This is a genomic window from Nostoc sp. TCL240-02 (assembly GCF_013343235.1).
Classification (GTDB): Bacteria; Cyanobacteriota; Cyanobacteriia; order Cyanobacteriales; family Nostocaceae; genus Nostoc.
The window spans coordinates 7,284,996-7,301,427 of the sequence record NZ_CP040094.1; the positions used below are offsets into that span (position 1 = coordinate 7,284,996).

The following is a 16,432-nucleotide window of genomic DNA, read 5'->3' on the forward strand; positions in this document are numbered from 1 at the left end:
AATTGATGAAATAAATTTCACAATGTTTTTAGATTTAATAATTTCGGTTTGAAAACTACTAATTTATTTTTATATAAGCGATGACCTCCAATCCTGAACAAAATTTGCCTTTATATAACCAGGAAGAAAGTTTACTACGCCGGATTACAAACCGTATCCGACGAAGCTTAGAGTTAGAAGAAATTATCACAGTGACAACGGCAGAGGTGCGATCGCTATTAAAAACTGACCGAGTGATGATTTACAAATTTCATGCCGATGGAAGTGGTCAGGTCATTGCTGAGTCAATTTACAATAATCGTTTACCGTCATTACTGGGGCTAAATTTCCCAGCAGACGATATTCCACTCAGCGCCCGTGAGCTATTTATAAAATTACAGGTGCGTTCTGTTGTGAATGTTGATACTCAAGAAATTGGTCAAATTCACCTGCGTGACTTGGATAATGGAGAAACTATATCAGAGGAGATCCGTTACCGCTCTGTAGACTCCTGCCATATTGAATATTTGAGGGCAATGGGGGTAAAATCCTCTGTGGTAGCGCCTATTCTCTATCAAGATCAACTCTGGGGGCTACTGGTTTCTCATAATTCGGAAGCGCGTTTGATTTCAGAATATGAACTAGAAGCAGTGCAAATGGTGGTAGAGCAACTCTCTGTAGCGATCGCTCAAAGTACCTTGCTCACTCAAGTCCGCAAAACAGCCGAACAAGAAACTATCATTAACCGCATTGCTACTCTGTTGCATTCACTGCCGACTATTGTATTACAGCCAGCCTTAGAAGCGGCTGTTACTGCCTTTAACGGCGTTGGTGGCAGACTTTGCATTAGAAATGAAGCTTTTGATTTCAACAATGGCAACATGGCTAGTTTAACAGAATGCTTAATACCAGGAAACACTTGTATCAAGCTTTTTATCTGTGGACAGCAACCTGTGATGCCAGAACAAACTATATATCCACTAATAGAGCAGTATAGTATCTGGCAAGAACACTATAAGTCTGGTAACTACGATGTTTGGGCAATTTCAGATATATATAATAACCCTGAGTTGCGAAGTTTACAAGTTGCTTTTCAACCAACTAAAATTCGCGGCATATTGACAATCCCACTTCAGTATCGTCAGCAGTTACTGGGCTACTTAAGTATTTTCCGCCATGAAGTAGATACAGAGACTTTATGGGCAGGACAGTATGACAGCGATCACAGGCAACTGTACCCCCGGCGATCGTTTGAGGTTTGGCGCGAATCTAAAAAAGCACAAGCTCAAAAATGGACGGTTGAAGAAATTGAACTGGCTAGAAATCTAGGTAAACATTTTGCTTCAGCAATTCAGCAATATGAATTGTACCAACAAGTACAAGTCTTCAATGAAAATTTAGAAAAACAAGTTAAAAGACGTACAGTTGAGTTAAAACGGTCATCAGAACAAGAACAAGCTGTGTTTAAGGTTATTGCCGAGATTCGAGAATCTCTAGACACAAATACCATTTTTCAAACCACCACTAAAGAGGTTTGTCAATTAATCAAAGCGGATCGCGTTTCTGTTTATCGTTTCGATTCTAATTGGGGTGGTGAATTTGTTGGTGATTTCGAAGCTGCTAGTCCATATTGGTCGAATGAGTCAGAACTAGGTATTAATACGGTTTGGAATGACACCTACTTACAAGATACACAGGGAGGACGCTATCGCAACAATGAAACATTTGCAGTCGATGACATCTACAAGATGGGATTTGCTAAGTGTCATATCGACAACCTAGAGCAGTTTCAAATTCACGCTTTTGTGCTTGCTCCGATCTTTGTTGGGCAAAAACTTTGGGGTTTGCTGGCAACTTATCAACACACTGGTCCCCGACAATGGAAAGCCTCTGAAGTTAACTTTCTCATTCAGATTGCGGCCCAAATGGGTGTAGCATTACAGCAAGCTGAATTACTCACTCAGACTCGACAACAGACGTTAAATTTACAACAAGCAGCAGAACAACAACGAGTATTGTTTGAAGTTGTCGCCAAAGTTAGAGAATCTCTCGATCTAGATGCGATTTTTCAGACAACCACCCAAGAAATCTGTAAATCACTACAGGCAGATCGAGTTGCAGTTTACCGCTTCCAAGCTGATTGGAGTGGTGAATATATTGCCGAGTTTGTAAGCGATCGTTGGGTAAAACTAGTAGGTTATGATACTAAGACAGTTTGGCAAGATAGCTATTTGCAGGAAACCCAAGGTGGCCGATATCGTCATAATGAAACTTTTGCAGTAGATGATATTTATCAAGTTGGACATTCTCAATGCCATATTTCAGTTCTAGAGCAAATTCAAGCAAGGGCTTATGCGATCGCACCGATATTTATTGGGCAGCAGCTATGGGGCTTATTAGCAGCTTATCAGAACTCTGCACCCCGCCATTGGGAAGCCTCGGAAATTAAGTTTATCACTCAAATTGCCAATCAGCTTGGGGTTGCCCTTAAACAAGCCCAATTACATAATCAAACCAAAGAGCAGACAGAAAAGCTGACTCAAGCTCTGCATGATTTAAAGCAAACTCAAACCCAACTGATCCAAACTGAGAAAATGTCCTCATTAGGTCAACTGGTAGCTGGTGTTGCTCATGAAATTAATAACCCCGTCAACTTCATTTATGGCAACATCAATCATGTCAACAATTACGCCCAAGATTTACTGAGTATACTAGACCTCTATTTACAAAATACACCTAACCCCAGCCCTGAGATTCGCGATCGCGCCTTCGAGGTAGACTTAGAATTTCTCATCGAAGATTTGCCGAAAACTTTATCTTCCATGAAAATTGGGGTTGATCGCATCCGTCAGATTGTCTTGGGTTTACGGAATTTCTCTCGCCTTGATGAGGCAGAAATGAAGCCGGTTGATATTCACGAGGGCATTGATAGCACTTTGCTAATTTTGCAACATCGTTTGAAAGCAAAACCAGAAAGTCCGGCTATTACATTAGTCAAAGAATACAGTGAGCTTCCCTTAGTAGAATGCTATGCCGGGCCACTGAATCAAGTATTTATGAATGTTTTAAGCAATGCGATCGATGCTCTTGAAGATTACAGGGAATCTCCATCAAAACTTCATAACAGTCAAATTACCATTCGTACTGCTCTTGGAGAGCTTGAAGGCAATATCAAGAGCGTAGTAATTCGCATTGCAGATAATGGCTCAGGAATACCCGAAGCTCTGAAAGCAAGAATCTGTGATCCATTTTTCACTACTAAACCAGTGGGAAAAGGCACTGGTTTGGGTTTATCAATAAGTTATCAAATTGTCGTAGATAAACACGGTGGTGTGTTGAAATGTGATTCTCAGCCGGGGTTAGGTACAGAATTTTGGATTGAAATTCCGGTGAGCCAAATTACCAAATCTTAGAGAAAATTAACTTCCATAGTAAAGCTTAAGGCAGGTGAAGGAGAAGAAATCATTCTTTGATGAGAAATACAGCAGTACCGTAGGGGCAATTCATGAATTGCTCCTAAGATAGATGTAGTTTTTAAAATCATCTATATTTCAATACGCTTGGGTTAAGGGCTACTGGCAAAAATTTTTGGTTTTTGAGACGCGATCAATTGCCTTCTTTACAAGTGTTTTGGCCTTATCTAAACTGTATTGATCTATATTTAGTCTTACCTGTCAATACGTTAGTCCTAAAGAAAATGGCAGAGGGCAAAAATATATTTTCTTCCTCCTGCCTTCTTCAACCCTTGCCTAATAAAGAGCAACTTTTAATTGATTACTCCTGAAAGTGGGTGCAATATTGTTAAATGAAAGCTATGCCTAGTTTCAGCTTTCAAATACCGTTCTTGCAAGGGTTGCCACTGCTGCCACGACTGATAACGATTTTCAGTTAACAAACTAGCAAGGGTAGGCAACTCAGTCTTAATTTCTGATTTAAATACCTTGCCAAGCCAGTCAGTTAAGACCGCACTATCTTGCATCGTACCCAAAATTTCTTGGATATTTTTCACTTCTGTCATATAAGCTCCGTAAGACTCACCATATAAGTCTGTAAATAACTCCATCTGGTAGCGTATACGTTTAGCTTCTTTTCGCAAACTATGCAGAATTTCGCCTTGTGTTGTTAATTGTTGTTCTATCTTTTCTGGTTCCCAGTTATTCTGAATTTTTACCTCTGCTTCCACAAGTTGAGTACCAACTAGCCAACCTGGATGTAGTAAAAAGTTACTCACTTCTGGTAGAAGTAAATCTGGTAGTACTTGCTGGATAGTAATAGATGCCAATGGTTGATAGGTTGGTTTATCTAACCACTTATCTAATGCCTCTTTTAAAGACTTGTAAGATTCATCTTTTAACGTTTTCTGTACACTTGATAGTACATCTTCACGTTGTTTAGCTAAAGCGTTGAAAGCTGTTTGTAAAGATTCCTGTTCTTTGTGGGGTAAGTTTGGTTTGTAATTGTTTTCCAAACTTTCTTTGAGTACGTCTAAATCTCGCAGATTACCAAGACGACGGGCTATTTTACCAATATTTTTATCGCTGATTGGTTTTGGTACATCCACTGCTAGTCCAAACCTAGTTACAGCCGTGCGTAAACGACGCATTCCGACTCGCATTTGATGAAGCGCTTCTGGATCTTCATCTTTCTTTACTGATTTTTCCCACTTCAAGGTTTTCTTAAAGTGTTTTTGGATCGCTTGGTAGGCGTAGTCCCCTAGAGTTTTTACCGTGGTTTGTGTGGCTAATTTCATAATTGAGCTTAATTACTACCTCATGAGGTTATTGCATAATAACATTAGTTAAAAATTTACATCTATTTTGAATATATTTTTTATTCAATGAACTTGTTATGCTTTTTATTACTATTGATAGTTGCATACTATTAATAATAATATACACCATCTACCAAAGGTCTAAAACGCATATTCACCTTTGCGATTTAATATGCAAGATAGCTGATAATAATTTTTTACATGAATAATTTATTATGATAGCATGATTAACCTTTTTGCAATCATCAGGATGATTTAGAATGTCAAACTCACATTTACTGAATAAAGTTATCTTGACTTTTATAGATAATTTTAAAGAACATAGAGAAGATTTATCAGCATTGTTGCTAACACATCAGAAGTATTTATGGTTAGGGTCAGATGAAACTTCAACTATTGAGCGTCTCTCTTTAGTTGATACCGATAAATTTACAGACCATCAACAATTTCGGGTAGCAGAATTTATCAACCTACCTGCACCAGAAAATGAAGAAATAGATATCGAGGGACTTGCTTACACTGATTATTATCTATGGTTTGTTGGTTCTCATAGCTACAAACGTAAAAAGCCTACACCTGATAAGACTGATGCACAAAACTTTAAACGGCTAGCAAAAATTGAATCAGAACCTAACCGTTACGTCTTAGGACGGATTCCTCTCATAAACAGTAGCTTATTCTCATCTTGTCCACATCCCCACAATCCAGATGTGCAGTTGAATGCCGCGAAACTAGAGGTAACGGAACAGGGTAATTTGCTGATGACAGCTTTGGCAGATGACCCTCATTTAGGCTTGTTTATCAAGGCATCAATTCCAGGAAAAGATAATGGCTTTGATATTGAAGGAATAGGCGTTTATCAAAGCCGGATTTTTTTGGGTTTGCGTGGCCCTGTATTGCGAGGTTGGGCTATGGTGCTACAAATTGAGTTAGAAGATTCTAGCCCTGAAATTCTGAAACTGCGGCAAATTGGGGAAGCAAAGGAATTATATAAAAAGCATTTTGTCTGGTTGAATGGTTTGGGAATTCGGGATTTGTGTGTAGATGGCAAAGATTTTTTGATTTTAGCTGGCCCAACGATGGATTTAGATGGGCCCGTGCAAATTTATCGTTGGGTCAACGGCGTGAATCTGCGAGAAAATGTCTTTAGCAATCCAGATTTTGTCCAGGATATTCCTTATGGAAATCGGGAAGATCATGCTGAGGGAATAACGCTGTTTCAGGATGTGGCTGGTATACCTTCACTATTGGTAGTTTATGACTCTCCAGCAAAAAGTAGGCTGGTGGGTGATGGTGGTGTAGTAGCGGATGTGTTTAAGATGGAATAAAGATGAATTTTGGATTTTGGATTGTTAAAGGTTAGTGGAGATTGCTTGTACGGGACAAGTGGGGATACACTGTTCGCAGACGATGCAACGCGATCGCGTGAATGTCAGTTTGTATGTCTCTGGGTGGAGAGTGAGGGCTTCAGTAGGACAAACCCCGGTACACAAGCCACAATGGACACAGACATCCTCGTCGATCGCTATTTCGCCTAAAGTATAAGAGACGTTAACATGGCGCGATCGCATCCACTCGATAGCGGCATCTAGTTGATCGATATCTCCCGCTAGTTCCACTACGAGTTTGCCAATTTGATTTGGGGCAACTTGGGCACGGATAATATTAGCAGCGACGTTGAATTCTTTGGCCAGTACGTAAGTGACTGGCATTTGCACGGCGCGTTTCGGGAAGGTTAGTGTTACTCGTTTTTTCACAGGTTTAGCAGAGGGTTTTTTCTGTTGTAGCGTATTGGAAGTTTTATGAATCGAAAGATTTAGACGATGTAGGCAGTAGGGAATGATGTGGTTTAATTATTTAAAAAGCACTATATTTTTTTTTCCAATTTAAGTTTATTAGTTGTTATTTGTTGTATCCATTTTAACTTGGAAAGCTTTTAACATGAAAATATTAGTTGTAGAAGATGACGAGTTAAATGCATATACACTGACCAACCTTTTGACTAACCAAAACTATGCGGTTGAAGTTGCCACTGATGGCGATGCTGCTTGGGATTTTATTCAAGCTTACGATTATGATTTAATTCTCCTCGATGTAGTTTTGCCCAAGCTGGATGGCATTAGTCTTTGTCGTAAAATTCGGTCTAATGGTCTGCAAATGCCGATATTGTTGATGACAGGGCGCGATAGTAGTCATGAGAAAGCGATCGGCTTAGATGCAGGTGCAGATGATTATTTAGTTAAACCCTTTGATCTAGAAGAGTTAGTTGCTCGTGTGCGGGCGCTGTTGCGTCGTCCAGCCGTAACCTCGCAACCTGTTCTGGAGTGTGGAAAGTTGCGGCTAGACCCTAGTAGCTGTGAAGCGATTTATGCTGGAAATCTGCTCCCGCTTACCCCAAAAGAGTTTGCTCTGTTAGAACTATTCTTGCGAAATAATCGCCGGGTGTTTAGCTGTGGCATGATTTTAGAACATCTTTGGTCTTATGAAGATACTCCGCAAGAAGAAGCTGTTCGCACTCATATCAAAGGGTTACGACACAAACTTAAAGCTGTAGGAGCGCCCAGTGATTTGGTTGAAACAGTTTATGGTATTGGCTATCGTCTGAAACCACTGGAAGAGGGGAAGCAGGGGGGCAGGGGAGCAGGGGAACAGGGGGGCAGAGGGGAAGTAGATCGGGTAAAATCGCCGGTACCCAATCTCAAATCACAGCAGCAAGCGCTAATGGCAGTTGCAGAAATTTGGCAGCGATTTCAAGGGCGGGTGGAGCAGCAGGTGAGGGTGCTAGAGCAAGCGATCGCAACTTTAAATCAAAATAATAGTTTAAATCCCGAATTACTCTCCCTTGCAGCCAAAGAAGCCCATACCTTGGCAGGGTCTTTAGGGACTTTTGGCTTGCCTCTTGGCTCAAAATTGGCCCGCAATATCGAACTGCTGCTGAATTCTGGTCAAATCTTGAGTAAATCTGAGATTGGCAACCTCCAAAGTTGGGTAAATTTATTACGTCGAGAAATAGAGGGAAACGATGCAGAGGCAATATCTGTATTACCAATCCTGCAATTAGAAACAGTGACGCAACCACTGCAAAATCATCCCGATGCAGAAACTAAAATATTGATTGTGGATGACGATCCGCAAATTCAAGCATTGTTGCAAACCTTACTTAGCCCTTGGGGACTCAGAGCGATCGCTCTTGAAAATCCGCTTCAGTTTTGGGAAACTTTAGAAGCAGTTGCCCCAGATATGCTGATTTTAGATGTGGAATTGCCTTATATCAATGGGATAGAGCTTTGTCGATTGGTACGCAACGATTCACACTGGAGTGAGTTACCCATCTTATTCCTCACTGTTCATAGCGATGCCGAGATGGTAAACCAGGTGTTTAGCGTTGGTGCTGATGACTTTGTAAGCAAGCCCATTGTCGGGCCAGAACTTGTAACTCGGATCGTCAATCGCTTAGAACGAATGAAATTACGGCAGCGTGTGACGCAGGGGAGCGGAGGGGCAGGGAAGCAGAGGAGCAGGGGAGCAGGGGGGCAGGGGAGCGGAGGAGCAGGGGAGCAGGGGAGCAGGGGAGCAGGGGGAGTAAATTCATCCTCATCTTTCCCTTCCTCTCACCGAGCTATCGATGAATTAGAGTTGAGGGTCGCAGAGCGAACCGCCGAGTTAATAAGTGTGAATCAGCAGTTGCAGTCACAACTTGATGAACGTCAGCAAACACAGGAAGAATTACGGTTTTCTCAAGCCCGATTTGCCCGAATTTTAGATATTGCTGATGATGCGATTATTTCTATCAACGGGTTCCACAATATCACCTTGTTTAATCAAGGAGCAGAGAAGATTTTTGGTTACTCTGCTCAGGAAGTGATTGGCCAAGGTCTTGATTTACTCTTACCGCAGCGCTTTTTCCAAGCACATCGTCAACACGTAGCTGACTTTGGGCAATCTCCCAATGTTGCCCGGCGGATGGGAGAACGGCGTGAAATTTATGGTTGCCGAAAGGATGGAAGTGAGTTTCCAGCAGAAGCTTCTATCTCTAAAATAGATATGGGTGATGAAATATTTTATACGGTTATCTTACGAGATATTACAGAGCGCAAGCAAATCGAACGGATGAAGGATGAGTTTATCTCTGTTGTTAGTCATGAACTCCGCACACCTTTAACTTCGATTTACGGCTCTCTAGGAATGCTAGCAAGTGGTTTGCTACCGACAGACTCAGAGCAGGGAAAACGTCTGTTGCAAATTGCTACTGATAGCACCGAACGCCTAGTACGTTTAATCAACGACATCTTAGACATTGAGCGGATCGAGTCGGGTAAGGCGAAGATGGAAGCAGAAATCTGCAATATCGTTGATTTGATTACTCAAGCAGTAAATGTTATCCAGCCTCTGGCTGATAAAGACGGAGTGACACTATCCATTTCTGCTCTATCCGGTCAAGTATTGGCAGATTGCGATCGCATTGTCCAAACCTTAACTAACCTACTGAGTAACGCCATTAAATTTTCGTCTGCTGGATCTACGGTTTGGTTGGGGGCACAACAAGAAGGTGATGAAGTTTTGTTGACCATCAAAGACACCGGACGCGGTATCCCAACTGACAAACTTGAGAGTATATTTGAGCGCTTTCAACAAGTTGACTCTTCAGATTCACGTAACCATGATGGTACTGGTTTAGGTTTGGCAATTTGTAAAAGCATTATGCAACAGCACGGCGGACGCATCTGGGCTGAAAGTATATTGGGCGAAGGTAGTACTTTTTACGTCACTCTGCCGTTGTTTGGGACTTTCCCACATACTGATTTACAAAACTCTTCCAATATTCCTGTAATTTATAGTGGTCACGAGCAAATTATAAATAGCCGCCTAAGTCAAGATGCAGAATTTTTGACCAAAGGGCGTGTTGTCCCTAGGAATTTGAACAACGATTGATAGAGTTACTTAGGCGAATTAATCGCAACCCAATATTTCTCGGATTTTGGGGAAAGGAAAAACCTTTAACTAGTACAACACGGTGGAAATAAACCAATCATTCCAAATCAACGAAACCCTTATGCTGCATTCATTTTTAATTTTTAATTTTTAATTCCGCCTTGCGGTACTAGTATCCTTTACGCCAAACCCGATTCCGAGTGAAAAATGCTTAACTAAGAAGTATTGAATCACAACCAACAAGAGGATAGCAATGATGGCAACAAAGCAAATTCTAGTGGTTGATAACGAGCAGTATATTCAAGAAGTTGCCAAGATTTGCTTGGAAACAGTTGCAGGCTGGAAAGTTGAAACAGCGAGTTCAGGTGAAGAGGGGATAATGAAAGCTGAGACTTACCAACCAGATGCGATTTTACTAGATGTGATGATGCCAGAGATGGATGGGATTGCCACCTTTGAAAAATTACAAGCTAATCCGGTAACTAAAAAGATTCCCGTAATTTTGTTAACTGCCAAAATCCAGGCTTCCGATCGCCGTCGTTATAATCAGATGGGAATGATTGGTGCGATCGCTAAACCATTCAATCCGCTAGAATTAGCTGCTGAAGTAGCCTTAGCACTAGGTTGGAGTCTGGAAAAGTAAGCTGAGATGAAAACGGTAGAATGCGCCCAAATAACTAACTGATGTTGCGTTAACTCAACCTGATTGCCGCCAATCTATCGGTGCTTCTATATAATCAGGTAGACGAGTAGTGCGATCGCCAAGTGCCTTTCTAATCTGATGCAACTCTAAGTTTTTAGCCCCTGTTAAAATTGTCCCTTCCAGTTTGACATCACTGAGGTCAGCTTCTAAAAAGTTAGCTCCCATCAGGTTTGCCTGAGTCAGGTTAGCTTGATAAAAGGTTGCTCTATGCAGGTTGGCTCCAATCAGGTTTGCCTGATGCAGGTCAGCTTCCGTTAAACTAGCTTCTGAGAGATTGGCAAAATAGACTTCTGTTTGGTAGAGTTTGGCTGCATTCAAATTAGCCCCTGAAAGATTAGCTCCATTCAGGTTAGCCCCTGAAAGGTTAGCACCAATCAAACCCGTTAAATTTAGGTTGGCTTTACCCAGTTTTGCACCTTGCAAGTTAGCTAAAAACAGCTTTGCTCCAGATAAATTGGCGACTTTCAAAGTTGCTTGTTGTAAGTTGGCTTTATAGAGGTTTGCTCCTTGGAGATTCGCTACACGCAGACTTGCTCCAGAAAGGTTGGCTGAACGCAGGTTAGCCCCTGAGAAATTAGCACGATTCAGATTAGCCCAACATAGATTAGCTCCACAGAGGCTGGCTTTTAGTAATTTGGTTTCATAGAGAATAGACCTAATGAGTTTAGCGCCGTTCAGGTCAGCCTCACTCAAGTCGGCTCCACGCAGGTCAGACCCACTCAGGTCAGACCCACGTAAATCTGCTTGTTGCAGGTTAACTCCTAGCAGGTCTGCTCGTCTGATGTCGATATGACGTAAATCAAGTTTCTGATCTTTTGGATCTTCGAGTAAATTACGCCTGCCGATAACAGTTAGGGCTGCTTGAATATCAGTGCGGATTATTGGAAATTCTTCATGGAGGTTTTGCTCTAACTGCTGTGTCGGACGCGGCCCACCTCTACGCCTACCTGAATAAGCATCTGGTGAATATTCCGGCTTTTGTTGCTCAACCTTCATTTGCTGGATAGGTGCATTTTCTCGCACAAAGGCAGTGAGGATTTCCATGATTGTCCAGTGTTCTTTAGGAAAATCCTGAGCAACTCTTTCTAAGGCATAAATTGCACCTGTTCGGGTTTCAACTTTATCATGACCAAGCTGGGCAATTGCCCCCATAAAGCGTTCTGAAATCAATCTATCTTGATTGAGTTTGGCATTTTGAAGGCCAATTTCTAGGTTTTTCTCAGCTGCGATCGCATTTTTCTGCATCGCTTGGGCCCGCTTTGCTGCGTAATAGGTATTAAACATTGCCGCCGATGCCAGAAAAACTATTGCAGTAGTTGTTAAAGCTTGGTTTCTATACTGAATTTTTTCCTGAATTGACAATTCTTTAATACTGGATAAAGCAAAGAAAATTACAATCAATGAGCAGCCAAATATAACTGTTATAGTTATCAACCAATTCAACAGAGTGTCTGTCTTTTTAGAAGACATGGTAAAGATTTTCCTTACAACCTAGAATTATTACTTAGATGTTTGGAAAAAATAGTATAGCATTTAGCAGAAAATTATAATAGGTGTCAGAAGACCTCTTTAACTAGGTAATAATATCGAATATACTAGTAGATTAGGGCGAAAATTGAACAATTACTGAAAATTGGTGAAAATCTTACCCTATAAACTTTTTAATTTTAACTTTCGCCTTGCAGGACTGGTGTTTTACCAAAGAATTGGGTCTAAAGCCCCGTGCTTCACGCAATGCTTTAAAGTAACTCGTCAAGGAGTAAGGAGTAATGAGTAATGAGTGGATGAAAAATGGGTATTTACTTATTACTCATTACTCCTTCTTAAGAGCGCCTTTAGGTCGGTGAGGATGTCAATCAGATAATTTAGCTTCTCTAAAGTTTGCTCCATCAAGTATGGCATCATTGAGAATTGCCCCATATAAATCAGCTAGATATAAGCTTGCACAATGCAGGTTAGCCCCTTTTAAGTTAGCTCCTTTTAGGTTTGCTGCACTAAGAATTGCCCCTTCTAGGTTAGCTAAATATAAGTTAGCACCTTCGAGGTTAGCCGCACTGAGAATTGCTCCTGCAAGATTAGCTTCTGTGAGGTTTGCCCCAGCAAGATTAGCTTGATAAAGGTTTGTCTGTTGTAGATTCGCCTTATTCAGGTTTGCTCCTCTCATATCGATATAACTCAAATCAAGCTGCTCATTTTCTGGGTCTTTATTTATATCTCTTTTAGCGATAACGGTAAGGGCTACTTGAATATCTAGACGAAATTTTTCTAACAGATTAATCGTTACTTCTTCTTGAGGTATGTAAAGAGTATTTTTTCGGATAAAAGTAGTAAAAATGTTCATAATTACCCAGTGGTACTGTGGATGATTTGTGGCAATTTGCTCTAAATCATTAATTACAGCTAACTTGTTTTCTATTGTGTTATTTTCTAGTTGTTCAATTGCTATTCTTAAATGCTTTTTTGGGGACTTATGCTGAGTTTGGTTAATTTTTTCTTGGAAAGCGTGTATCCCCAGACATATTTTCGCTAATTGACTGTTATTGATTGATGAAATATCTTTTACAGCATGAAAATAATTAATGATTACTGTCAACATACTATGGTTAAAAACTTAGTGCTAATTGGTGGCGGTCACAGCCATGCAATTGCCCTGAAAATGTTTGGAATAAAGCCGTTACCCGGAGTGCGTTTGACGTTGATTACTGCAAATCAAAAGACAGCCTACTCTGGAATGTTACCAGGACACATTGCTGGATTTTACACCCATGATGAATGTCATATTGATTTGAAACCATTGGCTAACTTTGCTCAAGCAAATTTGTATATTGACAGAGTAGTTGCCCTAGACTTGGAAAACAACAAAGTTCTCTGTGCTAACGGATTGGCGGTAGATTTTGATGTGCTGTCTATTGATATTGGCAGCACTCCGGCCAGAGTGTCTGTATCAGGAGCAGCAGAATATACGATCGCAGCTAAACCAGTATCTCAGCTATTAGAACATTGGTATGAACTAGTTGCAACTGTAGGTAAAAATCCTCAAGAATTAATTTGTATCGCGATCGCAGGTGGAGGTGCTGGCGGTGTAGAATTGGCATTGGCGATGCAATCTCATTTACATCAGATTTTCCATCAAAATCAACAACCAATTGAAAATCTGGAAATTCATTTATTTCAACGTAACATACAACTGATGCCCAATTATCATCAATCAGTACGGCATCAACTTCAGCAAATTCTTACCCAACGGGGTATTAAGCTACATCTTGGAGAAAATGTGTGTAATATCGCACCCAAAAACTCCAATGAAACTAGAGAAACATTTGAGATTAAGTGCGACTCTGGTTTGAGAGTAGAGTGTAATAAAATTTTTTGGGTGACACAAGCTTCAGCACCTGAATGGTTAAAAATTGCGGGATTAGGAACTGATAAGCAAGGTTTTATTCTGGTAGAAGACACGTTACAATCTCAAACGCACCCGCAGGTATTTGCATCTGGTGACATCGCCACAATGGTAAATAATCCGCGTCCGAAAGCTGGGGTGTTTGCTGTTAGACAAGGTAAACCTTTATTTGAGAATTTGCAGCGAATTATATTAGGTAAGTCACTCAAACCCTATAAGCCGCAGAAACAATATTTAAGTCTAATTGGTACAGGAGATGAAAGAGCGATCTTAACCAAAGGCATCATCACCTTACCACCTCATAAACTCCTGTGGCATTACAAAGATTGCATTGACAGGCACTTCATGGAACGCTTTTATTTTGAATCAATAAGGGAGTAGGGACTGGGGACTGGGGACTGGGGACTGGGGACTGGGGACTGGGGACTGGGGACTGGGGACTGGGACAAGGAGAATGCCGAATACCCAATACCCAATACCCAATACCTTTATTGAATCTGCTCAATTAGCTCCATAATTTGTTGATAATAGTGAACATTTCCCTCTTGGTAATACAAATCTGCGGATTTTTGGAAATCCGTAATTGCTCCTTGAGAATCACCTAGATTTTGGTAGACATCTGCTCGCAGGATGTAAGCTGAAGCCCAATGAGGCTGAAGTTGTAAGGCTTGGTTTAAGTCTGTGAGCGCTCTCTGTAAATCTCCCAATAGAGAACGACTACGACCCCGATTGTACCAGTCTTCAGCAAAGCTGGAGTCGATCGCGATCGCCCGACTGTAATCTTCGATTGCTCCTTGATAATCTTCTAGAGCATAGCGAGCATTAGCGCGATCGCTGTAAAATGCAGCAGATTGAGGATTTATTTGTAAAGCTTGGGTGTAATCTGCGATCGCACTTTCGTATTCTTCTAAAGCATAATGGGTAGAACCTCGGTTGTAATATGCTTCAATTAAATCAGGATTAATTTTTAATGCTTGATTATAATCTGCGATCGCTCCTTGTTCATCCCCTAAAAGACGACGAGTGTTTCCTCTATTACAATACGCTTGCGAAAATTCAGGAACCAACTCTATCGCTTGGGTATTATCATCAATTGCTCCCTGTAAATCTTGCAGAGCTTCACGGGCAATCCCCCTACCATAATAAGCTGCGGCTAATTTATCATTAATCTGTAATGCCCGATCGTAATCTTTAATTGCTCCTTTATGATCTCCTAAAGAACGACGAGCCGCCGCGCGATCGCAATATCCTTCAGCTAAACTAGGATTGAGTTGTAATAACCGATTGCTATCTTCAATTGCGCTTTGATAGTCTCCCAGCCGGCGCAGAGCATTGGCCCGAAAGCCATATACTAAAGCCAGAGTCGGATTTTCTTGTAACGCTTGGTCATAATCTGCGATCGCACCCTCATAGTCTTCAAGGGTACTACGGACAAGACCCCGTTCACAATAAGCTTGCACATCATCAGGATTGAACTTTAGCGCTTGGTTAAAATCCTCAATTGCTCGGTGATATTCTTTGAGATGAGCTAGAACCAAACCCCGGTTGTAATATCCTCCAGCAAACCTGGGATTAATTTCTAGGGCGCGGTTGTAATCTGCGATCGCACTTTGATACTCTGCTAAAGAGTAGTAGGCATTACCTCGATTATGATAAGCCTCCGCCAACTTCGGATCTAATTGTAATGCTCGGTCATGATCGGTGATCGCTTCCTTGAAATTTCCTAAGATATGGTGAATATTACCCCGATTGCTGTATGCTGCGGCAAAATTGGGATACCACTGTAAAGCTTGTTGAAAATCTGCGATTGCTCCTTGATGATCACCTTGTTCAAAACAAACTACACCCAGATTATGATAAGCATTGGCAATATCAATATTGATATTATCAGCTAACTGGGTGCTAGTTTCTATTGTTTGGATATAGTCAGCGATCGCTTTGTCGTATTTTTCTAAGGCAAAGTAAGCATTACCCCGGCTGTGGTAAGATTGGGCGAGGTTTGGATCGATTTCTAATGCTTGGTTATAATCTGCGATGGCTCCTTGATAATCGCCTAAAAAGTAACGTGCATTACCCCGGTGATAGTAGGCTGTGGCAAAATTAGGATTGATTTCTATAGCCCGATTAAAATCTGCGATCGCACTACGATAATCTTTAAGTTTATCGGTGAGAATAATTCCTCGATTATGGTAAGCTTCAGCAAAGTTAGGGTTGAGCTTGATTGCCTGGGTGTAAGCTGCGTACCCCTCTGGGGTTGCCGCAGGCATCGCTCCTTGATAATCGCCTTGCAAACTGTGGTTCAATCCTTGGTTTAAGAATTCTTCAACATTCATATAATAATTTTCTGGGATTTCGACATTCCCTAGCTTAAGGCAAGTTTTCTCGTAGTAATGCTCGAAAACCTGCTTGTTGAAAATGCTCATCAGCAATCAGTTAAACACAGCTGTGATTTTTTCTACCATTGTTCGCAAAAATTGCTTTTAGTCTATCCTAAGCTGGTTGTAACAATACGAATAGAGTATACGACTTCATTACTAGTGAAGATACTTATATTAATCTTACGAATTATATCGATTTTTTAGAGTTACCTCAGCCACCAACTGAACTGATATTACGTAAGTGTGACGAATCTCTCCCTGTCTTAAAT

General features: G+C 41.0%; 10 protein-coding genes. 5 read left to right on the top strand and 5 right to left on the bottom strand.

Going from position 1 to position 16,432, the window contains the following annotated elements:
* Positions 1 to 80: 80 nt before the first annotated feature.
* Positions 81 to 3,392, top strand: a complete 3,312-nt coding sequence (locus FBB35_RS31205; RefSeq protein ID WP_174712842.1) for a GAF domain-containing protein — start codon at positions 81 to 83, stop codon at positions 3,390 to 3,392.
* A 353-nt stretch (positions 3,393 to 3,745) separates the two neighbouring features.
* Here FBB35_RS31205 and FBB35_RS31210 read toward each other — a convergent pair whose 3' ends face one another.
* Positions 3,746 to 4,729: a CHAD domain-containing protein gene (locus tag FBB35_RS31210; RefSeq protein WP_174712843.1), complete on the bottom strand. Its 984-nt coding sequence runs from the start codon at positions 4,727 to 4,729 to the stop codon at positions 3,746 to 3,748.
* A 281-nt stretch (positions 4,730 to 5,010) separates the two neighbouring features.
* Between FBB35_RS31210 and FBB35_RS31215 the strand changes: the two genes are divergently transcribed.
* Positions 5,011 to 6,078: a DUF3616 domain-containing protein gene (locus tag FBB35_RS31215; RefSeq protein ID WP_174712844.1), complete on the top strand. Its 1,068-nt coding sequence runs from the start codon at positions 5,011 to 5,013 to the stop codon at positions 6,076 to 6,078.
* Between the two features lie 24 nt (positions 6,079 to 6,102).
* Here the strand turns inward: FBB35_RS31215 and FBB35_RS31220 are convergent, their stop codons facing one another.
* Positions 6,103 to 6,507 carry an NIL domain-containing protein gene (locus FBB35_RS31220; RefSeq protein WP_012411079.1) on the bottom strand — a complete coding sequence of 135 codons (405 nt, stop codon included), beginning with the start codon at positions 6,505 to 6,507 and terminating at the stop codon, positions 6,103 to 6,105.
* 184 nt (positions 6,508 to 6,691) lie between these two features.
* Between FBB35_RS31220 and FBB35_RS31225 the strand changes: the two genes are divergently transcribed.
* Together FBB35_RS31225 and FBB35_RS31230 are read left to right on the top strand one after the other, a co-directional pair.
* On the top strand, positions 6,692 to 9,682 hold the full coding sequence (locus FBB35_RS31225) for a response regulator (RefSeq protein ID WP_174712845.1): 2,991 nt from the start codon (positions 6,692 to 6,694) through the stop codon (positions 9,680 to 9,682).
* 256 nt (positions 9,683 to 9,938) lie between these two features.
* Complete coding sequence (locus tag FBB35_RS31230) at positions 9,939 to 10,325, top strand: response regulator (RefSeq protein ID WP_163927449.1); 387 nt, start codon at positions 9,939 to 9,941, stop codon at positions 10,323 to 10,325.
* Between the two features lie 54 nt (positions 10,326 to 10,379).
* Here the strand turns inward: FBB35_RS31230 and FBB35_RS31235 are convergent, their stop codons facing one another.
* Together FBB35_RS31235 and FBB35_RS31240 are read right to left on the bottom strand one after the other, a co-directional pair.
* Positions 10,380 to 11,855, bottom strand: coding sequence for a pentapeptide repeat-containing protein (locus FBB35_RS31235; RefSeq protein ID WP_174712846.1), 1,476 nt, complete (start codon positions 11,853 to 11,855; stop codon positions 10,380 to 10,382).
* Between the two features lie 382 nt (positions 11,856 to 12,237).
* A complete protein-coding gene (locus FBB35_RS31240; protein WP_174712847.1) occupies positions 12,238 to 12,981 on the bottom strand; it encodes a pentapeptide repeat-containing protein in 744 nt (247 codons plus the stop codon).
* Positions 12,982 to 12,984: 3 nt separating this feature from the next.
* Here FBB35_RS31240 and FBB35_RS31245 point away from each other — a divergent pair, with 3 nt between their 5' ends.
* Positions 12,985 to 14,166 carry an FAD-dependent oxidoreductase gene (locus FBB35_RS31245; protein WP_254625742.1) on the top strand — a complete coding sequence of 394 codons (1,182 nt, stop codon included), beginning with the start codon at positions 12,985 to 12,987 and terminating at the stop codon, positions 14,164 to 14,166.
* Positions 14,167 to 14,273: 107 nt separating this feature from the next.
* Here the strand turns inward: FBB35_RS31245 and FBB35_RS31250 are convergent, their stop codons facing one another.
* The gene (locus FBB35_RS31250; protein WP_174713840.1) at positions 14,274 to 16,118 is read right to left on the bottom strand and encodes a tetratricopeptide repeat protein; all 1,845 of its coding nucleotides are present in this window, start codon (positions 16,116 to 16,118) and stop codon (positions 14,274 to 14,276) included.
* Positions 16,119 to 16,432: the final 314 nt, after the last annotated feature.